This is a genomic window from Lacrimispora sphenoides JCM 1415 (genome assembly GCF_900105615.1).
Taxonomy (GTDB): domain Bacteria; phylum Bacillota; class Clostridia; order Lachnospirales; family Lachnospiraceae; genus Lacrimispora; species Lacrimispora sphenoides.
In genome coordinates, this window is the sequence record NZ_LT630003.1 from 2,998,222 (window position 1) to 3,020,901 (window position 22,680).

At 44.6% G+C, this 22,680-nt stretch carries 24 protein-coding genes; 5 read left to right on the top strand and 19 right to left on the bottom strand.

Features of this window, described 5'->3' with window-relative positions:
• The 13 genes from BMX69_RS13490 to BMX69_RS13545 all read right to left on the bottom strand — a co-directional run bounded on the left by BMX69_RS13490 (window position 1) and on the right by BMX69_RS13545 (window position 12,236).
• Window positions 1-825, bottom strand: a complete 825-nt coding sequence (locus BMX69_RS13490) for an ABC transporter permease (protein WP_100042619.1) — start codon at window positions 823-825, stop codon at window positions 1-3.
• Window positions 822-1,832, bottom strand: coding sequence for an ABC transporter permease (locus BMX69_RS13495; protein ID WP_054790350.1), 1,011 nt, complete (start codon window positions 1,830-1,832; stop codon window positions 822-824). Before BMX69_RS13495 ends, BMX69_RS13490 begins: the two co-directional genes overlap by 4 nt.
• Window positions 1,832-3,463, bottom strand: a complete 1,632-nt coding sequence (locus BMX69_RS13500) for an ABC transporter substrate-binding protein (protein WP_054790351.1) — start codon at window positions 3,461-3,463, stop codon at window positions 1,832-1,834. Before BMX69_RS13500 ends, BMX69_RS13495 begins: the two co-directional genes overlap by 1 nt.
• Window positions 3,464-3,704: 241 nt before the next feature.
• Window positions 3,705-4,223: a GNAT family N-acetyltransferase gene (locus BMX69_RS13505; RefSeq protein WP_054790352.1), complete on the bottom strand. Its 519-nt coding sequence runs from the start codon at window positions 4,221-4,223 to the stop codon at window positions 3,705-3,707.
• A complete protein-coding gene (locus BMX69_RS13510) occupies window positions 4,211-4,453 on the bottom strand; it encodes a hypothetical protein (protein WP_054790353.1) in 243 nt (80 codons plus the stop codon). Before BMX69_RS13510 ends, BMX69_RS13505 begins: the two co-directional genes overlap by 13 nt.
• A gap of 86 nt (window positions 4,454-4,539) precedes the next feature.
• Window positions 4,540-5,220: an exonuclease domain-containing protein gene (locus BMX69_RS13515; protein WP_242941260.1), complete on the bottom strand. Its 681-nt coding sequence runs from the start codon at window positions 5,218-5,220 to the stop codon at window positions 4,540-4,542.
• A 71-nt stretch (window positions 5,221-5,291) separates the two neighbouring features.
• A complete protein-coding gene (locus tag BMX69_RS13520; RefSeq protein ID WP_092244323.1) occupies window positions 5,292-6,008 on the bottom strand; it encodes a transglycosylase domain-containing protein in 717 nt (238 codons plus the stop codon).
• Window positions 6,009-6,332: 324 nt separating this feature from the next.
• A complete protein-coding gene (locus BMX69_RS13525; protein ID WP_054790354.1) occupies window positions 6,333-7,301 on the bottom strand; it encodes a glycoside hydrolase family 43 protein in 969 nt (322 codons plus the stop codon).
• A 12-nt stretch (window positions 7,302-7,313) separates the two neighbouring features.
• Complete coding sequence (locus tag BMX69_RS13530) at window positions 7,314-8,174, bottom strand: carbohydrate ABC transporter permease (protein WP_100042620.1); 861 nt, start codon at window positions 8,172-8,174, stop codon at window positions 7,314-7,316.
• Between the two features lies 1 nt (window position 8,175).
• Window positions 8,176-9,081 carry a carbohydrate ABC transporter permease gene (locus BMX69_RS13535; RefSeq protein ID WP_242941261.1) on the bottom strand — a complete coding sequence of 302 codons (906 nt, stop codon included), beginning with the start codon at window positions 9,079-9,081 and terminating at the stop codon, window positions 8,176-8,178.
• A gap of 58 nt (window positions 9,082-9,139) precedes the next feature.
• Window positions 9,140-10,510 (bottom strand): ABC transporter substrate-binding protein, encoded by a 1,371-nt coding sequence (locus BMX69_RS13540; protein WP_054790355.1) that lies wholly within the window; start codon window positions 10,508-10,510, stop codon window positions 9,140-9,142.
• 31 nt (window positions 10,511-10,541) lie between these two features.
• Window positions 10,542-10,772 carry a hypothetical protein gene (locus tag BMX69_RS24145; RefSeq protein WP_166433195.1) on the bottom strand — a complete coding sequence of 77 codons (231 nt, stop codon included), beginning with the start codon at window positions 10,770-10,772 and terminating at the stop codon, window positions 10,542-10,544.
• A 423-nt stretch (window positions 10,773-11,195) separates the two neighbouring features.
• Window positions 11,196-12,236 carry a LacI family DNA-binding transcriptional regulator gene (locus BMX69_RS13545; protein ID WP_054790357.1) on the bottom strand — a complete coding sequence of 347 codons (1,041 nt, stop codon included), beginning with the start codon at window positions 12,234-12,236 and terminating at the stop codon, window positions 11,196-11,198.
• Window positions 12,237-12,453: 217 nt separating this feature from the next.
• Between BMX69_RS13545 and BMX69_RS13550 the strand changes: the two genes are divergently transcribed.
• Entirely contained in the window at window positions 12,454-13,335 is an 882-nt protein-coding gene (locus tag BMX69_RS13550) for an aldose 1-epimerase family protein (RefSeq protein WP_054790358.1), read from the top strand.
• Between the two features lie 176 nt (window positions 13,336-13,511).
• On the opposite strand, the gene BMX69_RS13555 is transcribed toward BMX69_RS13550, so the two are convergent.
• The gene (locus BMX69_RS13555; RefSeq protein WP_054790359.1) at window positions 13,512-14,060 is read right to left on the bottom strand and encodes a LytR/AlgR family response regulator transcription factor; all 549 of its coding nucleotides are present in this window, start codon (window positions 14,058-14,060) and stop codon (window positions 13,512-13,514) included.
• 152 nt (window positions 14,061-14,212) lie between these two features.
• Between BMX69_RS13555 and BMX69_RS13560 the strand changes: the two genes are divergently transcribed.
• A complete protein-coding gene (locus tag BMX69_RS13560) occupies window positions 14,213-14,416 on the top strand; it encodes a hypothetical protein (protein WP_054790360.1) in 204 nt (67 codons plus the stop codon).
• Window positions 14,417-14,481: 65 nt separating this feature from the next.
• Here BMX69_RS13560 and BMX69_RS13565 read toward each other — a convergent pair whose 3' ends face one another.
• The 3 genes from BMX69_RS13565 to uxuA form a co-directional block, all read right to left on the bottom strand.
• Window positions 14,482-16,521, bottom strand: coding sequence for a methyl-accepting chemotaxis protein (locus BMX69_RS13565; protein ID WP_025234470.1), 2,040 nt, complete (start codon window positions 16,519-16,521; stop codon window positions 14,482-14,484).
• A 267-nt stretch (window positions 16,522-16,788) separates the two neighbouring features.
• On the bottom strand, window positions 16,789-17,637 hold the full coding sequence (locus tag BMX69_RS13570; RefSeq protein WP_054790364.1) for an SDR family oxidoreductase: 849 nt from the start codon (window positions 17,635-17,637) through the stop codon (window positions 16,789-16,791).
• A 16-nt stretch (window positions 17,638-17,653) separates the two neighbouring features.
• Window positions 17,654-18,709, bottom strand: coding sequence for a mannonate dehydratase (gene uxuA / locus BMX69_RS13575; RefSeq protein WP_054790365.1), 1,056 nt, complete (start codon window positions 18,707-18,709; stop codon window positions 17,654-17,656).
• A gap of 224 nt (window positions 18,710-18,933) precedes the next feature.
• Here uxuA and BMX69_RS13580 point away from each other — a divergent pair, with 224 nt between their 5' ends.
• Window positions 18,934-19,812, top strand: coding sequence for an AraC family transcriptional regulator (locus BMX69_RS13580; protein ID WP_100042621.1), 879 nt, complete (start codon window positions 18,934-18,936; stop codon window positions 19,810-19,812).
• A 17-nt stretch (window positions 19,813-19,829) separates the two neighbouring features.
• On the opposite strand, the gene BMX69_RS13585 is transcribed toward BMX69_RS13580, so the two are convergent.
• Both BMX69_RS13585 and BMX69_RS13590 read right to left on the bottom strand, forming a co-directional pair.
• Window positions 19,830-20,165 (bottom strand): branched-chain amino acid transporter permease, encoded by a 336-nt coding sequence (locus BMX69_RS13585; RefSeq protein WP_278280620.1) that lies wholly within the window; start codon window positions 20,163-20,165, stop codon window positions 19,830-19,832.
• Window positions 20,162-20,869, bottom strand: a complete 708-nt coding sequence (locus BMX69_RS13590; RefSeq protein WP_100042622.1) for an AzlC family ABC transporter permease — start codon at window positions 20,867-20,869, stop codon at window positions 20,162-20,164. The genes BMX69_RS13585 and BMX69_RS13590 overlap by 4 nt, the downstream gene beginning before the upstream one ends.
• 104 nt (window positions 20,870-20,973) lie before the next feature.
• On the opposite strand from BMX69_RS13590, the gene BMX69_RS13595 reads away from it, so the two are divergent.
• Both BMX69_RS13595 and BMX69_RS13600 read left to right on the top strand, forming a co-directional pair.
• Window positions 20,974-21,882 (top strand): radical SAM protein, encoded by a 909-nt coding sequence (locus BMX69_RS13595; RefSeq protein ID WP_054790366.1) that lies wholly within the window; start codon window positions 20,974-20,976, stop codon window positions 21,880-21,882.
• 37 nt (window positions 21,883-21,919) lie between these two features.
• The gene (locus tag BMX69_RS13600) at window positions 21,920-22,405 is read left to right on the top strand and encodes an HIT family protein (protein WP_100042623.1); all 486 of its coding nucleotides are present in this window, start codon (window positions 21,920-21,922) and stop codon (window positions 22,403-22,405) included.
• The last annotated feature ends 275 nt before the right edge of the window (window positions 22,406-22,680 follow it).

A 22,680-nucleotide genomic window follows, 5' to 3' on the forward strand; every position in this document is an offset into this window, starting at 1 on the left:
CTACTGATGCAGGGCGCCCGGGTCTATAAGCCTGCCCACCATCTCTCCAGTTAGATGAAACAGCATAACAACAGCAACCAGAAATGCTCCTGGAAACAGCGCCAGCCACCATTTCCCCATTGACAGATATTTCATGCTCTCTGACAGGATCACGCCGATGGCAGGCTGCTCTGAGGAAAGCCCGAAGCCCAGAAACGTGATGCTGGCCTCATGAAGGATGGCATGGGGAAATAACAGCACAAGCCCAACAAGAAGCTGAGGAATCAAATGAGGCGTCATATGCTTAAGGGCTGTTTCAAACCCGCCGCGGCCAAGCTTACGGGAGATTTTTATGTACTGGCTCTCCTTAAGCTGAAGAACCTCTCCCCTGATCAGCCTGGCAAGGGAAGTCCAGTGGGTCAAAGAAATTCCCACTACAACTCCTTTAAAGCCTTTCCCCAAGGCAAAGGAGATCAAAACCAGCAGGAGGATATGAGGGATCCCCATGACAAGATCAATGAGCCCGACCACAAACCCGTCCGCCACTCTTCCCATGGACGCCGCAAAAAGTCCCAGGAAAAAGGCAATCACTGTGCTGACCACTGCTGTGAGAAGGCCAATGCGGATGCTCATGGAAAGACCGGTCATGGTCCTGGCAAACATATCACGGCCCATCCAGTCCGTCCCAAAGGGATGAGAAAAGCAGGGCGGCATATTTTTTCTGGAAAAATCAGTAACAAGGGCCTCTGTCCTGTAAAGCTGCCCTGCTATGGTCACAGCTGCCAAAAGAGTGATGAAAAGCACCAGGAGGCATACCATGGACTTCCGGCCATTCCATTGTTTCATATGACCTTCCTCCCTTTCCTCATTCTTGGGTCCACCACGCCGTAAAGTACGTTAGCAATAAAATTTCCTGTAAATACAATAGCCGCACTGATGACCGTGATCCCCAGAAGCAACGGAATATCACCGCCAAGTCCGGCCGTCACAGCCGCCTGGCCCAGTCCCGGATAGGAAAATACCTGTTCCACCAAAACCGAACCTCCAAAGATTTCGCTGACCGAAGCCAGCTGAAGGGTCAGGGCAGGAAGGAGAATATTTCTGATTCCGTGACGAAAGACAATCTGGCTTTTGGACTCTCCCCTTGCTCTTGCAAAGAGGACATAATCACTTTCCATAACTTGGATCATCTTCTCTCTTGTATGGAGAAGGATATTGGACATTCCGGTAATGGAAAGGGTCAGGCAGGGCAAGATCCCATGCACTGCCCTGTCCTTAATAGTGACCTCTGCCGCTTCCATGCCAATGGGGACGCTTAGCCCAATGGGAAGTATCTTAAGCCAGACAGCAAATACCATCAAAAGCACCAGCGCCAGCCAGAAAGCCGGAGTGCTTGCGGTCATAAGAGCATAAGCGGAGATCAACTTATCCACCGCTTTTCCCCTGTTAGCACCAGCCAGGGTTCCCAGGGCAAAGCCGGCTCCTCCGGAAACCAGCCAGGAAACTGCCATCAGCCACAGGGAATTTGACAGCTTCAGTCCAATCACATGAGAAACCGGCTGTCGGTATAAAAGAGAGGTTCCCATATCCCCCTTTAGAAAATCGCCGGCCCAGGAAAGAAACCGTTCTGCCGGCGGTAAGCCGGTTCCCCAGTATTCCGAAAGCTTTGCGATCTGCTCCTGGCTCATAGAGCCAAGAGCTGCCTGGCCAATATTGACCTTTAACGGATCAATAGGGGAAACCGATACCAGAAAAAAAGCTGCTGCGCTTACCAGAAAAAGGAGGACAGCCATCCGTATGAGCTGTTTTAGTAAAAACCAAAAGACTTTCCTTTGGGGCCGGCCGCTATTCATTATTCCCAGCTCCACTGATCCACGTTATTTACAATGGACCAGCCGTGGCCATGAGGGTGAAGCTTCTGGTCCGCAACCTTTAACCCATCCCTTACCCAATACAAATGATCAATATTCACAAGCCAGATCCATGGAATATCCCCGTCTTGGGTAATGCCTGTTTCTCCATCCCACTGGGCTTTTTTCCACAGCTCATAGGATTTTTCCAGATCACTTTCTGCAAGAGCCTCATCCATGTACTGGTCCAGCGTTTGATTGGCATAAGGAGAATAGGCTGCAATCCCGGTTTCCTTCATGGTATGGTAAATATTATAAAGCTCCATGGGAGTATGAGCACCCCAGCCCCAGATCAAAGGCTGTGACAAGGCTCTGTCATAGGCAGTATCCCAGCTTGCACCTTCCATCTGTCCGTCAATTCCCAGCTTTTTAAGCTGATTGATGGTGTCTGCCGCAATGGCCTGCCTTACAGAATCTCCTGCCGGATAAAGGAACTGGAGCTCCGCCCGTTTGCCATCCTTTTCCCTGATTCCGTCGCTGCCCAGTTTCCAGCCTGCTTCGTCAAGCAATGCCTCTGCCCCTTCCGGGTCATATTCTGTCTTTGCCGAAGGCTCATACCATGGCATTTTATCACAAACGCTGTAAGCGGGACTGCCGTATCCGTTCAGCACGTTATTTATCATTTCTTCCCGGTCAATTCCAATGTTGATCGCTCTTCTGACCTTTACATCACTGGTAAAGTCATTTCCCAAAGGAATTCCCTCTTCCGATACGCTTCCGGAGGGAATAGCCGGAAGGTTAAATCCACGGTTATCCACGGTTTTGCAGTCTAAAAGGCCATATCCGGGTACCGTAAGGTCCGAGTAGGAAGCAGCCGTATATGCAATATCTGCCTGTCCGGACTGGACCGCTGCCAAAGCACCATCCTCTTCCATGAAGAGTACCGTAACCCGTTTCATCTTCGGCGCTTCTCCATAATAGTCCGGATTGGCTTCCAGGATCACCTGCTGCCCTCTGTCCCATTGCTTTAATATGTACCTGCCGGATCCGATGGGGTGTTCCCCGTAATCCGGTCCATACGCATGTTCCGGCACAATTCCTGTCACGGCCATGGTGTATGGCCAGATGGAATAGGGATGCTTCATATGGAATTCCACGGTCGTGTCATCCACTGCCTCTGCCCTGTCAAGCATTGTGAAATCATTCACAGAACTGGTATCTCTCAAGGTATTATAAGTAAATGCCACATCCTGCCCGGTCAGCTTTTTCCCATCCGTAAAGAACACGTCATCCCGGATCTTTGCGGTCCAGGTCATGCCGTCGCTGCTGACCTTTAAGTCCGTTGCCAGATCATAACCAATGTTTAAATCCTTATCAGTGACCGTAAGCGTACTTTGTATCAAAGGTTCATGGACATGCTCCCCGGCTCCCCAGCCATAAGCCGGATCGAATCCTGATTCAGGCTCTGAACTGACCCCCATTACCACAACGACTCTGTCGTTTTTCCCGGTATTGTCTGCATCGGCTGACTCCGAAACCGCCTGTGTCTGTGTCTCTCCGGCCTTTCCGCAGCCGTTCATAACCATGGCAGACAGTACCAATGCTGCGGCAATCCCCCATCTATACTTTCTCATCGTTTTTCCCCTCCATAAATGTTTTCATCGAGTCCGGTATTTCTGCAAAAAAACAGATACCAGAAACAGTCATACGTATTCCTTGGGAATACCCATACCTTCCTGGTATCTGTTTTTAAATATTGTTTATTTATGTATTCTTTCCGTTGGCGACTTCTGTCTGCCCTTAGGAAAAAGTATACGTAAAAATCACCCAAACGTCAACGACTTTTTAAGCAAACGTTTGTAAAACTCCGGCATTTTAAGAAAGCTTCTTTAATAAGATATCTCTTACATATCCGCCGTACTTTTCTTTGGTCAGGACAACCTCATAACCCTGTTTGATTATGTTGTTTTTGCTGTAACTGTTTTCCGGATGAACCGTACACATCAGATACCGATAGCCCTGTTTCCTAAGCTCTTCCTCAGCGGCCTTCATCATGGAATACTGAAGGCCGTTCCCCCGGTATTCAGGAAGAATGGCGATCGACTCCATATGGGCGACTTTTCCAAGTTCCATTTCGGGAAGGCCGATGTCCCGGCCAAGGTTTTCTGCACTGCTTCCCGGCAAAGCAGCAAGAAAAACACCTGCCAGGGCACCGGAATCCATATCAAAAGCCTTAAAACCGATTCCGTTTCCCTCTTTAAGCGTATGGCAGGTGTATTCCGAATCATCGGCAACAAACCAGTCCTTCTGCTGGATTTGCCGCCACACCGATTGTATCACGTCAGCAACAGTCTGATAATCCGCAGGGACCGCCCTTTCAATTAAAAATTGCATATTCCGCCTTCCTCCAAAATGACAGACTCCGGAAGCCTTTCCGGCTCCCGGAATTCAAATTGAAGGACCTGGACCTTTTCCCGGGGCACTTCCAATTCCGGTGCAGCACTCCCTTCATGGAACCAGCTGTACATACCGGCACAAAGCAAAATCATGATCAGACAAAGTACAATCAGCATGATCTTATTATATAAATTTTTATCCTCCATACCGTTTCCCCTTTCTTCCATTATGTAATAAGTCTATGCATCCTTCGGATGCCTGCATTCCTGCGCCCGGCTCATTGTTTGCAGAAATAACACTTCGAGCCTGCAGCTTAAACATTCCTTGTAAAACGGCACTGCGGAAAATTAGTACAGCCATAAAATTCCCCGAATTTTCCGCTGCGGCGCTTAAGCACTCCGCCGCATTGGGGGCAGATCTCGGCCTCTTCATTATGATGCAGCTTACCCATCTGCTCATAGCATCTCTGGTTCATGACACAATCATTAAGTGCCCGGTGGGCTCCATCTGTATCAATATGGAAATACGCCGAAATATCCGTCAGGCGGTAGCGGTTTAGCTGGGGTAAGCAGGCTTTTGCCATGAAAAGGGTGTCAACGTAATCATTTGCCACCTCTCTTCTCAAAAGTTCCTCTGCAGCCCTGTACAGGAAAAGCAGGTCAAAGGACTGAATATTATGCCCTACCAGAATTTCCCCTTCAATAAAGGAAAGAAACTCCGGTAAAACCTCCTTTAGTCCAGGTGCCGACCTTACCATATCATCTGTAATTCCATTAACATTGGTAGCACCGGCCGGAATATGGGTCCCAGGATTAACCAGTGTATTAAACTCGGCAACAGGCTCATGTCCCTTCACCTTGATCGCAGAAATCTCTATAATGGAATCTTCTTCGGCACTGATGCCTGTTGTTTCCAAATCAAATACCACGTAATTCTCTGCATATTCGTTTAAACGTCTGCCTGTGAACTGTCTGATGGACATAGATTCCTCCATTCTTTTGTATGTGAAAAAATATATGTAACACCTCCATTATACTCTCTGCCCCTTCATTCATCAAGCAAAAATCATCGAACGGCCACCATCTGCTCCGCTACAGTCTCCGCCTCTTGTGCAGAAAAATATCCGCACTTCTCCATTCTTTGAAGAACCTTCATCTGTCTTTTCTCTGCCAGAGCAGGATTTTTTGACGGAGCGTATTTGGAAGGGGCATTGGGAACACCGGCTAAGAGAGTACTCTCATACTCCGTCATTTCCTCCGGCCCTTTTTTAAAGTAGCCCTCACTGGCAGCGCCCACACTGTAATATCCGTCTCCAAAATAAATGCAGTTTACATACAGTTCAAAAATTTCATCCTTGGTATAGTTTTTCTCAATATTATAGGCCATGAACACCTCCGCCGCTTTTCTGGCGATCTCTTTGTCCTGGTCAAAATATAAGTTTTTAGCAAGCTGCTGGGTTATGGTGCTTCCGCCTTCCACAAACCGCCCGGCTCTGATATCGTTTACAGCGGCCCTGGCTATGGCAATAAAGTCGATCCCGTTATGGCGGTAAAAACGGTGATCCTCAACGGATATGACCGCATTCACATAAATCTGGGGCAGGTTTTCGTATTCCGTATACCCTTCTTTATCCCGAATCGCCTCCACCCGGTCCTGAAGCCCGGTTTCCAAAATAGCTTCCCGGTACATCTCATATCCTTTATATGCCACAGTGAATCCGGCTAAAAGACATACCGTCATCAGCAAAAACAAAATTCTTCTTATAAATGTACCAATTCTCATAGATTCACTGTCTCCTTTCCTCTTATCCGCCCATGCTTTTTGGGCATAAAGGTATACCCGCAGGGTGTTTCCTCTTATCCGCCCGTAGTCTTAGGGCATAAAGGTATCCCTCAATGGGGTTCTCGTTATATGATATGTTATAATTCTGATTAAATTGTATCATAGAGTTCCACTAAAAATAGGAATAATTCCTTATATTTCCCTAAAGCTTTCGGACAAGTTCTGACAAAACCCTTACCAGTTCTTACAAATTAATGAAAGGATGGAAAAAACCAGCACTCCCAGGCTGACAAAACGCCTGTAAAATGCTGATTTTTCCTTTTATTATCTCATATTATTCTTCCAGTCAAATACCGGACCATGATCTCCCCAGCCAACCTTCATCATATAAGTATGCCGATTGGGATCGTAGAGGGGGTCTCCGGTGATTTCATCGTACTGCCTAGCATGATATACCATGATATCCTGAAGACCGTCTTCATCTTTTACAAAACAATTATGTCCCGGACCAAATATTCCGGCTTCCCCCACGGACTTAAATACAGGCCCCCGGCCCTTTTTCCATGCATTCCGGTCCAGTAAATCTGCACCTGCATCTATGCTCAAAAGCCCCATGCAGTAGCAAGCCCCTGTAGCACCGGCAGAATAAGTGACATAGATCCTGTCTCCATGCTTTATAACCGCCGGTCCTTCATTGACCCAGAACCCTACTCTTTCCCAGGCATAGTCAGGAGTGGAAAGAGTCACCTGTTCCGATGAAAGCTTCCACGGCGTCTCCATTCTGGCTATGTACAGGTTTGAAATCTTCTTTCCCACGCTGACCTTTTCCGCCCAGATGCAGTACCAGTTCCCGTTCTGGTTAAAAACCGTCATATCCAGGGAAAAATCCTGAAATGAATAATCATCAAAGGGCTGCATCATGCCTAACTCCCTCCAGGTCCCTGTCATTGGGTCTTGTTCCCTGCATTCCAGTACATAAGGACGGATCGCCCAGACGTCATCCGAATCCCCTGCTGCAAAATAAACGTACCACCTGTCTTCCATATAATGAAGCTCCGGGGCCCAGATATGGGCGCTCATGATCCCTTTCTCATGCTTTTCCCAGATGGTCACTTCCTTTTCAGACTTTAATCCCAGGATCGTATCCGAACGGCGAAGGATGATCCGGTCGTATTCCGGCACTGATGCGGTAAAATAATAGCTTCCGTCTCCATGACGGTATACATAAGGATCTGCTCTCCGGGCAATGAAAGGTTCATTATAAGGGGTCTTAATAAAATTACGGCTGTCCATTTCCTGCCACCCCTACCCTTTCACAGCCCCTGCCATCATACCTTCAATAAAGTATTTCTGGAAAGTCACAAACAGGAGGAATATAGGTACTACAGAAAAAACAGAGCCCACGATTAAAAGGCTGTAATTGTCTCCATAAGGATTGATAAGTGTATTTAAGCCCAGGGTCAGGGGATACTTTTCAGAAGACCGGATCACCAGAAGAGGCCACAGGTAATTGTTCCAGGCATTCATTCCATTGAGAATGGCCATGGCGGAAAATGCAGGCTTCATCAGAGGAACGATCAGTCTGTAAAAAATCCCGTACTCGGTGGCGCCGTCGATCCTTCCTGCCTCTAAAAGAGACCCCGGAATGCTCACCAGATACTGCCGGAAGAAAAAGATCGTGGAGGCATGGGCAACAAAGGGAAGAATGATGGCGGCATAGCTGTCCATCATCTTCCAGCCGGACATCTGTTTATAAAGAGGAAGCATGACTACCTCCAAGGGAATGGAGAGGATCAGAAGAACGATGACGAACATAACCTTCTTCCCTTTGAATTCATAAGCCGCAAATCCGTATCCCACAAAGGAGCTAACAAGCAACGTGCTCACCACCGTGACAACGGTAAGGCAGATGCTGTTAAAGAACCATTTCCAGTAATCATGCTGCCCTGCAAACAAAAGGATATAGTTATCCAAGCTCATTCTTGAAAAGCGGATATCCAGGTTAAGGCCGTATTGCAGCAGATCACTGCCCGGTTTAAAGCTGGCTACAAACAGCACCCAGATGGGAAGAATGATCAATACGGCAAGGATGGCAAACAAAAGGATCAGTGCGGCGGTGGCCGCCTTTCTTCTGCCCTGCATGTTTGCTGTGTTTCTTTCATCCATATCATTCCCTCCCTTCTTCAAATGTACCTGTGATCTTCAGTTGAATGATATTTACCAGCATAACAACCAATAAAAGAATAAGGCCAACCGCACAGGCATAACCCAGAGCCCTTTTTTCAACCCCCTGCCTGTAAAGGTACCCGACGATGGTAAGACCGATGTTATTGGGGGAGTTATTCCCCTTAAACAGCATATTGCTTTCAAGAAACATGGAAAGGCCCGCATAGATACTGATCGTAAGAACGTAAACCGTGGTAGGTTTGACCAGCGGCACGGATATTTTAGAAAACTGCTGCCATTTGGAGGCACCGTCAATGGCAGCCGCTTCATATAGATCAGAAGGAATGCTCTGAAGACCTGAAAGGAAGTACAGGATATTCACTCCGGTCCATCTCCAGCAGGCCAAAAGCAGAAGGGCAAAATAACTCGTTCCTGCCCCCTTCAGCCATTTTATTGGGGCCGCTCCGAAAGAGCCCAGCACCTGGTTTAAAAGAGAGGTGGATGACTCCCCGAACATAAGACGGAAAATTGTACCTGCCACCACAACAGAAGTAAGCGCCGGTATAAAATAAACAGATTTAAAAAAATCTGCCTTTTTCATTAATCTGCTGTTTAACAGGGTCGCAAACAGCATTGGAAAAGGAATCAGAAGGAGCAACGTTCCTGCCATATACTTAAAGCTGTTCCACAACGCTTTCATAAATATTTTATCAGACAGCAGCCGCGTATAATTGTCAAATCCAACCCATTGCTCTTTTAATACATCCTGAAAGCTTAAAAGGACCCCATTGCAGATGGGCACAAGCCAGAACAATAATACCGTGATCACAAACGGGCAGATAAATACATAAGGAGCTATCTTTTTCGAGTAAAAGAATTTCTTCATTTCGCATACCCCTTTTCTCATAGGAACTTAGTTACCGGCTGCAGGAGATATGCCTTCCTCCTGCAGCCCGCATCCTTACCTATTCTTTAAATTCATTATTCAGGGTTTCCTGGGAGGATTGAAGAGCCTCTGTCACATCCACCCCATCTTCAAAGATACTGTTTAGAGTCACATTGCAGAATTCATTGTTGATAGAGGGATACTTTTCATCCGTATAAGCCCGTAAGGCTCCAATGCTGTCCTTTGTTTTAAGCAGGATATCAAAGGGATAATTGGTAAAATACTGGACAAACTGGTTATCCGGGTTCTGTGTCAGGGAGGTATCAGACCATACCGCAGTATTGACCGGATCAAAGCCCAGCACATTCCATACTTCCTTGTTGGCCTCCTCGGAAAGCTTGATATAAGCCATTACTTCCGCCGCAAGCTGTGCATGTTTCCCTGATTTTACAATGGCAGTACCAGTACCGCCTCCGCCGATGGTGGCTACCTCTTTGTCGCTTTCATTCCACACCGGTACCGTGGCAATGGCTACCTGCTTCTTTAAATCCTTCATATAATTTACGTATCTGGAAGTCTGCCAGAACGGCATAATCTGCACGGCATAATCTCCTGAGTTATAGAATGGGTATGCTTCTTCATTATCCGGCTGCCCGCCTGGTATCGTTGCAAATGCGCCGGTTTCCTGCAATCCCTTTATGTATTCCAGCACTTCCGCCATTTCCTTGCTTGCCAGATTGAGTTTCCCGTTTTCATCTACATAATCCCCGCCCTTCTGAGCCAGCATCAGATTGACCATCCACTGGGCAGAGGTTTCCACGCAAGCGAAATATTTTCCGGTAGTCTCATAGTATTTTACACCTGCTTCCTTAAACTGATCCCAGGTCTTAATATCTTCATAATTTATTCCTGCGTCACTTAACAGCTTTTCATTGTAGAATGCCACCGTTGTCCCTACATGGGTCGGAAAACCGTATTCCTTCCCGTCTTTCGTGTAAATATCCAGCCTCGATTTTACGATATTCTTCCTGTAAGGTTCAATCGCATCATTAAGCTCCATGAGGCCGATCTTTCCTGTCATAAATGCAGGGAATTTGCCGAGCTCGATATCCACAATATCCGGCGCCCCTTCCCCTGATTCCAGCGCGAGGGACAGTTTATTGTGCATGTCATCATAGGGCATATTGCTCAGCACAAGCTTCACCTTTTTATCGGGATGAGCTTCGTTCCACTTCTCCGCCATTGCTACATAGAAGTTCTGATGCAGTTCAATAAAGGTCCACACGTTCAAGGTGGTCACATCATTGCCGCCTACCTCCATCTCCTTTTTCCCTGCCGAAGATACGCCTTTGGTGGTTTCCCCGGAAACTCCCTTGGCGCTGTTGCATCCAGTGATCATGGATGCTGCCATCGCTACACACAGTAGCCCGGCTAATACCCGCTTTTTCATGATAAATCCTCCTTTTTATTATCCTGCTTTATCAAATCAGATGATACCATCTGTATGACTCCCACCGGATGAGCTTTTTTATCCATACCGTCATCTTTCCTGCTTTCCGGATCCCCCATTTACTGTACGGAACTGCTTTCTCCATCTGCTGGTCAATCGGATATTCGCAATCCACTTCGCTGCCTGATGAGATTAAATCGTTTAATATATCCATTGATAAGATATCACCACTTCCTTCACGGAAGTCATTTGCCGATTCCATGATTTATTATTGATAGTAACCGCTTTCAGCGGAATGCTCATAAACTTTATTATCCATCATGATTGTTTCAATTACTTTATTTTTTATTAAACGTTTAATTTAAAAAATATAAGGAAAGGCGATTTATCTGTTAATAATCGCCATCAATTCATATAATTTCATACTAGCACACGGGTTTTATTCTGTAAAGTACTTTTGCACAATTTTACAAATATTTAAATCGTTTAACTATGTGACTTTTACTTATTTTTTTGTTGTAAAATGTAGAACAATATCATTTTACCTGATTTTTCCTTACAATCATCTGAAAACAGCCGATATCAGGCAGCTCATTCTCCATTATTTCTCTACAAAAAAAGGAACATTTACACATCCTGTCCCATGTAAAATGTTCCTTTTCGTAATTTGATCTATGAACCGGCTCTATTCAATACTCTTTATCGATTTACGGATCAGAAGCCTGCATCCAACGGAGCAGACGTTTTCAGCATCAGTCTCAAGCTCCTGCCCGTTTATAAGGCCGATTACCAGCTCACTGGCTTTGTGTCCGATATCATGAAGAGGAAGCCTTACTGTGGTAAGCGGGGGCCGGTAATATCCTGATAATTCCCGGTCATCGTATCCTGCCACCGATAAGTCAGTACCCACGTTCATGCCAAGTTCCTCCAGGCGGTCATACACCCCTCCTGCCATTAAGTCATTCATGCAGAATATGGCAGTCACTCCCCTTTCAAGGAGCTGGCAGGCACACCGGTACCCGGATTCTCTGGTCCAGTCCCCTTCGATCACAAGGCTTGGATCGTACAAAATCCTGTTTTGAAAAAGAGCCTGCTGATATCCCACCAGTCTGGCTTGTGCATGAAGGCTGTCCGGCTTTCCTGTAATCACCCCGACTCTCTTATGGCCGTGGTTCAGCAGATACTGCATGATTTCAGCAGCGCCATGGACGTCATCCACCACAACAGAAGGTACCTTCATACTTTTGGAATATCCGTAAGCCATTACGGCAGGGATCGGCAGTGTATCAGGGATGCACCGGATGACCCGCTCATGGGCAGCCACATATATAATCCCTTCCACCTGTTTTTCCATCAGCTTTTTTATCTCAAGTCCTACCTGCCCATAATAATCGTCCCGGTTATAATAAGTATCATCGTATTTTTTAAACAGCCTTAGATTGGTAAGAAGTATCTGGTAATCCAGCTCCTGGCAGTAGTCCGTAATGCCGTCTATGACGTCAGGGATGCTGAATATGGTCATATCCTCCGCAATGACCCCAATACTTCTCGTCTTTTGCAGCTTTAAGTTCTTTGCAACAACGTTAGGGGTATAATCCAGCTTTTCAGCCATTTCTAAAACCAGTTTTCTAGTCTTATCACTTGCACCAGGTTTGTTGTTTAATATATTTGAAACTGTGGCCACTGATACACCGCAGCATTTTGCCACTTCCTTTATGGTTGCCATCGCCTGCCTCCAGAACCTTTTGATTTAATTAACTCAGATTTTTATGTAATTGTCAATAGGACAGGAGAAAATATTAAACGTTTCAGTTAATAACCTCTTTTTTCAAATGTTTTTTTCACAAACCCATGGAAGTTTCCTTTTTTATTTAGTATACTTATCGTAAAGCAAGCTTGGCTATCTAAGGGATAAAAACAACTGAGAAACGAGGTAAATTAAAATGCTGGTTACACTTCATGATTCCAAAACAACTGCTGTCATCGATTCCATCGGTGCCCAGCTCATTTCATTCAAAGATTCTGACGGTACAGAATACATATGGCAGAGAGATCCCCAGTTCTGGAGCAAATGCTCTCCTCTTCTTTTTCCCATTGTGGGAAACTGCCGCAACGACCGGACCATTCTGGAAGGCCAGACATGGGAAATCCCTAAGCACGGTTTTTGCCGTGAAGTGGATTTTTCCGCCACTGAACAGACAAGCACTTCCGTGACCTTTGAAATCCGGGATACAGAAGAAACAAAGAAGATTTATCCCTATTCCTTCCATTTAAGTCTTGTCTATACTCTCACAGACGGTACCATATTCATGGAATACCGGGTGACAAACACCGATGACCGGACCATACACTACTGTCTGGGCGCTCATCCTGGTTTTAACTGCCCGATGGAGGATAATGCCGTATTTGAGGATTATGATCTGGTGTTTGAAAAGGAGGAAACCATATCCAGCATGGTATATGATTCTGAACATCTGGAATTTAATCCTGGAAACCGGATCGATCAGCTGAATGGAAGCCGTTCCCTTTCTTTAACCCGTGAATTATTTAAAGATGATGCCATTTATTTTGATGATTTACAGTCCAGAAAAGTTTCAATCGTAAACAGAAATACCGGCCGGGGTGTGGAAGTTTCCTATCCAGGCTTTGAAACCGTAGCTTTCTGGACGCCATATCCTGCGAAAGCGCCCTTCGTCTGCGTGGAGCCATGGAATGGTTCTGCAATCTATGCAACGGAAGATGACGAATTCATTCATAAGAATCATGTGCAGACCTTAAGTCCCGGAAATACAAAAAGCTATGGCCTTTCCATAGGAGTTCTATAACCATAAGAAAACAGGCAGCGATATCGGCTGATTATCGCTGCCTGCCCTGATGTTACAGATGATAGAAATGTGTTTCGATGTGAACTGCCGATTAATGAAACATACAATACCATGGTCTTTTATCCAAGGCAAGCCAGTTTGCACTTTTTAACCTAATTATTGCGTTTTTTAAATCTTTAAAATATCATACTATGATCCTTTAGAAAATCCCTGTAACTCTTTTCAAACTTCTTTCTTCTCCCGCCATTTACATACAGAACCTCTCCGTTCTGCATTTCAACTGCTTCTCCTTTTACACTCCTTACATATTGCATATTGATGATGTTATGCCTGTTGATTCTGACAAACCGGTCTTTTGGAAGCTTTTCTTCCTCTTCATCTAGCCTTGCCCGGATCCGCATCCTGCCGCTGCCTGCCACCACGCTTGTTTTCCGGTAATAGGATTCCAGATAAAGAATATCCGTGATATCAAGAATGCAGTACTGGCCGTTAAAGAACACAGAATATTTTGCCTGGTATAAGGTTATATTCCCTTTTGGACTAATTACAATCATATCATATAAGGCACGTTCCAACGTAGAAAGACGTCCTTCCTTTATAGAAAAATAATCAATCTGTAAGCGGTTGTTCTGCCTGCACGGACAGGCCTTTATTAATTCCGGCATTTGTTCTTCATTTGTAAAAATGGCAATTCTCATTTCCAGTTCCCCCCTGTAATCAATCATACTCTTGGACGATGCTGTCCGGCATCTTATATAACGATTTTCAATAAAATTTATAACGCAAAAAGAGATCACACAGGCAACGAATAATTACGCTGTTTTTCCTCAAACTAAAAGAAACGGTTCCCATAAGAATTCCGGAAGGAGAAAATGAAATGAAATCAGAAAAAAAGGAAACAAAAAAAGGAACGACAGAATCAACAACCTCTAATAATAATTATGATATCGATATTCAGACTTGTTCCACCATGGACTGTACGGGACTTATTCCCGCGGCTCCGCAGTCAGAAGCTGAACTGGAAGCATATGAAGATCTTTATCCCTACATGCCCCATGCAAAGAATGTAGATAAAGAATGAGGAAATGAGTCAAAAAAAGAAGGCCCCTAAGAGACCTTCTTTTTTTCTTAAATCATCGGCAAATTTTAACGAAGCCGAAATCTGCTCATTAATTCCCGTAACCCTTCCGCCTGGCCAGAAAGTTCCTCGCTGGCCGCAGCACTTTCCTCTGCAGTCGCAGAGTTATTCTGAACTACGGAAGAAATCTGCTCAATTCCATAAGTTACCTGAGTAACCTTTTCACTTTGCTCTTTCAGTTCCTCTGCGGATCTGCGAATAGCGGAAACCATGTTCTTGGTTTCTGAAAGAACACCGTTTAATGTTTCCCCTGTAGATGCTGCAATACCGGTTCCCGTATTAACGGCTGCAATGGTATCTGCAACCAGACTGGAGGTATCCTTTGCTGCGTTGGCACTCTTTCCTGCCAGATTGCGGACCTCATCTGCAACAACTGCAAAGCCTTTTCCGGCCTCGCCTGCCCTGGCTGCCTCTACAGCGGCATTGAGCGCAAGAATGTTAGTTTGGAAGGCAATGTCTTCGATAAGCTTATTGACCTTCTCAATTTCCTTGGACTTTTTATTGATCTGATCCATGGACTGCATCATTTCATGCATCTGGGCATTGCCGCTTTCCATGGCTTCTCCTACCCGTCCTGCCTGCTTATTTACATCTTCCACAGCCTTAGCCGTGCTCATAAGGCTGCTGGATATCTCATTTACTGAGGAAGATAACTCTTCTACAGAAGCTGCCTGCTCCACAGCACCCTGGCTTAAATTCTGTGCTCCCTGAGACACCTGAGAACTGCCCTTTGCTACTTCATCTGCAGAAATGCTGATGGTATCCATGGTTTTTGAAAGTAAGTCTTCTGCAATGTCAATGGATTGCTGTATTACCTTAAAATCTCCCTGGAATTCCATTCCAACAGACCGGCTGAAATCTCCGGAAGCGATATTTTCCAATACCGCTGCGATTTCAGTGATATAGGATTTAACACTATGTACGGAACTGGTGATTTCATCGGCAAGCTGTCCGATCTCATCCCTGCGCTTTACAACCGGAACTTCGCTGGTTAAATCTCCTTCTGTAAAGAGCTTCATTCTTGCTGCAATGGCTGATACCGGACCTGCAATGGATCCTGCAAACCAGAATGCCAGGAAACAACCGATAACGATTGATACAATGGCAAACACACCCATTGCAAAAACTACTAAGTAGATGGAAACAGTGGTTTCCTTAACCGATGCTGCCACACCCAAAGCCCAGCCGTCACTGCCTGTTACCGGGCTGTAATAGCAAAAACGGTTATCTCCATTGTATTCGTAATTACCAGTTCCCGATTTTCCACCCAGCATGGTCTGGAACATACGGCCTACTGAAACATAGGATTTATCGGACTTTGAAAGCTCGATAAAGTTCTGGCGGTTATTAACCAGATCCGGTGATATATTGGCGATCATGGTCCCTGTATTGTCGATAATAAAGGCATTGCCGCTTTCCCCAATCCGGAGGTCACTGATCAGATCACTTAAAACGGAGCCATTATAAGTTCCCAAAAGAACTCCATATTCATAAGGAGCCGCAACGCGGATCACAAGTTCGTTGTTGTTATCATATTCCGTGGTGGAGATGGTGGTCTCACCATTTAAGGCTTTTTCCAGATAACCGGTGACTTCGTATTTCTCACCGATATTCTGTCCGCTTGCGCTGCGGGTAACGGTACCATCCATGCTGATTACTTCAAGTTCTTTGTATCCGTAAAGCTTACACTGGTTGGAAAGGTATTCCGTCACAACCCTGGAATTTATGGATTTCAAGCTTCCACCCTGTGAACTGGCTTCAATGCTTAGTTTCATCTGATTTAAGTTCTGTACTACCAGACTGTTCACAAGTTTACCCGTTGATTCCAAATCATTTTTCACAACATCTGTAATCCCTTTGTAACTGACTGTAATACTGATCACCATGTTGGTCACAGCCAATCCCAAAATAATTGCGATAATGAATGCCAGCATCTTCATCTTCAATGATTTCAGGAATGTACTCTTACTTCCGTTTTTTTCCGGCTTCACTTTCTTCGTCCCTAGTAATGCTTTCAGGTTTCGTTTCTTATCCCCCGATGTCTTCATTGCCTTATGCTCCTCGTCTCGTCTTTGGTAATTGTAAACCATAACACTTTGTTCATGGTTTTATCCATTATACAATATTTTGTAACCATTTGTCAACGCTTCCAGAAAATGGAAACGAATTTTGTCGAATTTTCTCTAAAAAGAAATTACAACTAGGTGTGTTTTCTATTTTCTTCTGTGAAAAATCCATTAAAAAACAGCCCCTTCCCGGTCTGAGTGCTGCTCACTGCAATCCCAAGGAAGTGGCTGATATTTATTAATATTCTGTTATACGCCGGAATAAGCTGAGAATCCGCCGTCAATAGGCAGAACCACGCCGGTGATGAAGCCTGCTGCTGCATGATTCAAAAGGAATAACAGAGCGCCATTTAATTCCTCTGCTTCCCCAAAACGTCCCATGGGAGTTGCAGACAGAATCTTGTTGGTTCTTGGTGTGGGAGAACCATCTTCGTTAAACAGGAGCTTCTCATTCTGCGCTGTAACGAAAAAGCCTGGTGCAATTGCATTCACACGGATACCCACCTTGGAAAAATGAACGGCAAGCCACTGGGTAAAGTTGCTGATCGCAGCTTTTGCACCGCTGTATGCCGGAATCTTCGTAAGTGGGGTAAAGGCATTCATGGAGGAAATATTCAAAATACTGCAGCCTTCCCTGCCAATCATATCCTTTGCAAAAATCTGGCATGGAAGCAGAGTTCCAAGGAAGTTTAAGTTAAAAACGAATTCAACGCCTGACTGGTCTAAATCAAAGAAGGTCTTTGTATCCGCCTCAATGTCACCCATCTCAAAATATTCCTTGTCCGTATTGGCTCTTGCGTTATTACCGCCTGCGCCGTTAATCAGGATGTCGCAGGGACCAAGCTCTGCCAAAACCTTTGCATGAACTTCCTCAAGGCTTGCCCGTTCCAGAACGTTTGCTTTGTAAGCCTTTGCCTTATAGCCTGCCTCATTAATAGAAGCTGCAATTCCCTCTGCAGCACTTTCGTTTAAATCCAGAACCGCAACCTTTGCGCCTGCTTCTGCAAGAGTCTTTGCGAACATACCGCATAATACTCCGCCTGCTCCTGTTACAACTGCTACCTTACCGCTTAAATCTGTACCAAATGTTAAAGCCATATGATTTCCCTCTTTCCTATTTGCTCGTTTTTTCAATCGCTTCCCAAAGACCGTTTAAATAGGTTGCGCCAAGTGCCCGGTCATAAAGTCCGTAACCGGCTCTGCCTGTTTCACCCCAGATCATACGGCCGTGGTCCGGACGCATATACCCGTCAAAACCATTGTCATGAAGAGCTTTTAAGATGGCAAACATGTCCAGGGAACCGCATGATGATAAATGAGCACGCTCTTCAAAGCCCTGGTTATCTTCCAAAACCGCCACATTTCTTGCATGGACAAAGTGAATACGTCCCATTGCCGCATATTTTGCAGCCATCTTCACTACGTCATTTTTATTGGAACAGCCTAAAGAACCGGTACAGAGAGTGATTCCATTGTGCTTATCATCCACGAGCTTTAAGAAACGGTCTAAGTTCTCCTCACAGGTAATGATTCTTGGAAGTCCAAAGATGCTCCAGCATGGGTCATCCTCATGGATCGCCATATTCACGTTACATTCTGCTGCAACAGGAATGATCGCCTCTAAGAAATATTTTAAATTATCCCAAAGGTCATCCTCTGACATGGTATTGTATTCGCTTACAATCTGCTTAAGCTCATCTCTTGTATAGCTGGAATCCCAGCCTGGAAGGGTTAAGTCGCTTTCGCTTTCCAGAGGATTCACCTTGTCTACCTGATCCTGATAATAAACCAGAGAGGTAGAGCCATCCTCCAGCACATGATCCAGCTGGGTCCTGGTCCAGTCAAACACCGGCATGAAGTTATAGCAGATGCACTTGATCCCTGCTTCCGCCACCCGCCTGATGTTCTCGCAATAATTTGCAATATACTTGTCTCTGGTTGGCTTTCCTAATTTAATATCCTCATGAACCGGAATGCTCTCAATCACTTCAAAGGCAAGTCCTGCCTTTTCTGTTTCCTCTTTTAAATGGGCGATGCTTTCTCTGCCCCACACTTCCCCTACGGGAACATCATAAACCGCCGTTACAATGGAATACATGCCTGGAATCTGGCGGATATTCTGTAAGGTTACTTTGTCATCGTCTCCGTACCATCTGAATGATAATTTCATAAAATACCTCCTTAGCAATCCTATAATAAGTTTCTTTTCCTACCTTGTGGACTCAGTATAAACAAAATGTCTCCTTATTACCATGGATTTATTTGCCGTTCACATTGCAAAACTTGCGGTCATGGCCTATAATACAACTAAAACCGTCCATCTGATTATCGAAAGTGCTCTTTACTTCCGATACTATTAAAAAGGCATAAGAAAACAGGAAAGGGGATTATCAAATGAGAAAAGAATTGTCCACCGGCTTTAATGAGCGGCAGTATATGAATTCAGGGGAATTTGAAGTGTTTTTTTATAAGGATCTGGACTTGAATCATGTAGTGGACCACAGCCATTCCTATTATGAAGTGTATTTTTTCTTAAACGGAGATGTGACATATGATGTGGAAGGGAAACAGTATTCTTTGCAATACGGGGATTACTTACTCATTCCTCCCGAGGTAAAGCATCACCCCATATTCCATTCCACCGGAAATACCTATCAGCGGATTGTCCTTTGGATCAGCCGGAGCTATTATGAGACCATGTGTTCCTGGTCAGAAGACTTTTCATACAGTTTTAGTTATGTATTAGAGAATAAGCATTACCATTTCCGCACAGATTTTGTCACATTTCAGAATATTCAGGGTCGTCTCCTGGACCTTTTGGAAGAAATCCATGGAAATAAGGCATTCCATAAGATGAATTCAGAGCTGCAGATCCATTCCTTTATGCTCCTGTTGAACCGGATCACTTATGATATGCTCCATCAGGTACCTGCTGCCTATGAAAACGTACTTTATCTGAACCTTTGTGATTATATTAACAACCACTTGGGAGAAAATCTGTCCCTGGACCATCTGGCATCCTTCTTTTATGCCAGCAAATATCACATTTCCCATGTATTTAAGGATAACATGGGGATTTCCCTTCACCAGTACATCCTGAAAAAACGGCTGCAGGCCAGTAAAAACGGAATCCTCTCCGGCATCCCTTTTGGAGAGCTGTACCATCAATACGGCTTTTCGGATTATACCAGCTTTTATAGGGCCTTTAAAAAAGAATTCGGCCTTTCCCCCAAAGAATTCCGGGAGCAGGCCGTTCTGCCAAAAGGGTATTAATACCGCGTCCTGTTACATTAGCGGAATACACCCTGAATGAGTGCCATATAAAGTATCGTTCCTGCACCAATGCTTAACAGGGAATTTCCCTTCCATAAATGAAGCCCTGTAATGGCGCAAATGGAGATAAGCTCTGGTAGTCCATGAGGATAAGAAAGAAATTGAAGCCCTCTTAAACAGTAGACCACCAAGAGACCAATGGTAGCATATGGAAGAGTCCGCCCCAGATAGAGAATGTATTTGGGGGTCTCTTTCCCTGCCGGAAACAAAAGAAAGGGAAGAAAACGGGTGATCACGGTAGCAAGTACCATGACTAATGCGATCAGGCTGTAAACTGCTATATTTTCGTTCAAGACTGTTCCTCCTTTTTCTTTTCCATGAAATAACCTGCTGTAATAATGATCAGAATGAGGATCATGGCCGGAACAATGAAAACACTCTGGCCAAAGACTGCTACGCAAAGGGCAGAGGAACACACGCCCACACATGCGGCCTGGTGTCCTTTTCCTGATTTCCACTGGTCGATAAAGATCACCACAAAAAGAGCCGTCAGCGCAAAGTCCATTCCAGCCGTGCTAAAGGTTATCATGGTTCCGGCTAATGCACCGATTACAGCTCCTGTCACCCAGTAAAGCTGATCCAGAATCGATATAAAAAAATACACCCAGTATTTTGGAAGTCCCTCAGGCGGCTCCTCATTACACAGAACGGAAAATGTTTCATCCGTCAGTGAAAATATCAGATAAGGCTTTAACTTCCCTGCATCCCTATATTTGTCCAGCATGGAAAGCCCGTAAAATAAATGTCTCGCATTGAGCATCAAGGACATAAAAAAGGCGTACCATGGATTCACTGCCGCCACAAAAAATGTGATTCCAAGGTACTGCAGGCTTCCGGCATAGACAAATACACTGATGAGCAGGGCCCACCAGATCCCATACCCGTTTACATTCATAAGTATCCCGTACGCTGCTCCTAAAACCAGATAGCCGGCCATCACCGGCATTGTTCTGGGAAATGCATAACAAAGAGCAGCAAGCTTTTTCTTTTTACTCATTGGCACCGTTCCTTTGTGTGTCATCTTTGTCTTGCAATTTTTCTGTATTTTGTTTAATATATTAATGCACAAAAGTGACTTTGTCAATATTAGGAGTTTCTCAAATGAACCTTGACCATATCTATGAATCCTGCAGCCTCTGTCCCAGGAACTGCAGGGTAAACCGCCATGTAAGTACCGGTTTCTGCGGTTGCAGCGATACCATAAAAGCAGCCCGGGCCGCACTTCATCACTGGGAGGAGCCCTGCATCAGCGGAAGCCGGGGAAGCGGTACCGTATTTTTTTCCGGCTGTACCCTGGGCTGCTGCTTTTGTCAGAATTATGCCATCAGCCAGGAGAATTTCGGAAAGGAACTTACAAGTAAAGAACTTGCCCAGATTTTCTTAAGGCTTCAGGAGGAAGGCGCCCACAACATTAATCTGGTCACAGCCACTCAGTATCTCCCCTCGGTTTTAAAGGCCCTGGATCTTACAAAACCAAAGCTTTCTATTCCTGTGGTTTATAACTGCGGTGGATATGAATCAGAAGATATCATAAAAGCGCTGGCCTCATACATTGATGTGTGGCTTCCTGATTTAAAATATTTCAGTTCTGATCTTTCCTCACGCTACAGCAAAGCTTCTGATTATTTTGATGCAGCTTCTAAGGCTGTAAAACAGATGATTCTCCAGACCGGAGCTCCTCAGTTTGATTCCGATGGGGTCCTTATGAAAAGGGGGGTCATCCTACGCCATATGGTGCTTCCGGGCGCTTACAAAGATTCTATCCGCCTGCTTCACTGGATGAAGGATGAACTGCCGGATGGAATGTATTACATCAGCCTTTTGAGCCAGTATACCCCATTCTACCGGAGTGAAAGTTTTCCGGAAATTAACCGGAGAATTACTTCTTATGAATACGGAAAAGTGGTGGATGAAGCCATCAGACTCGGGTTGGAACAGGGATTTATGCAGGAAAAAAGCAGCGCAAAAGAAGAATACACGCCGCCTTTTGATTTGGAAGGGATCTTTTAATAAAGGCTAAGTATGTAGATTATATTGGAGGAAAGATATGTATAATCATGAACCCGAAGGGTATGTTTGCCCTTTTTGCCTAATAGTTGATGGAGTAGAAAATGAACATATATATACGAAACAGAACGATATAATATACAAAGATGACTATGTTACTGCATTTATTTCTTCTTGTTGGTGGAAAAATAATAAAGGTCATGTCATTATTATTCCTAATAAACATATAGAGAACTTATATGATCTGCCATCTGAATTTTCTTACAGAATACATGATTTAGAAAAAGAAATCGCACTTGCATTAAAAGAAACGTACAAATGTGATGGAGTATCTTCCAGACAGCATAATGAACCTTGTGGAAATCAAGATGTGTGGCATTATCATCTTCATGTATTTCCAAGATATGAGGGTGACAATTTATATAAGACAGACAGGGAAAACTCAAAGCCAGAAGAACGTTTAGAGTACGTCCAAAAATTAAGAGATTATTTTATCAAGAAGAACAATATAAATTTATTTATTTAATTCATATATCAATATATGTGAATAAAGGGAAACTTTGAGAAAGGTTTCCTTTTTTTAATATATAAATTATCAACACCATTCTTAAACATGACCTTAATAAAAAACAGATAGAAACGGATACCGATTTTAAATTTTCATACCATCGATATCCGTTTCTATATTATTGAATCCATTGGTCTTGATACCTCGTTTCTCTCTCATGTCTGTTTCCTTGTACATAGTACACGATCTTCAGCATGATCTATGTTAATTTTTCCGCTCCCCGTTGTTATACA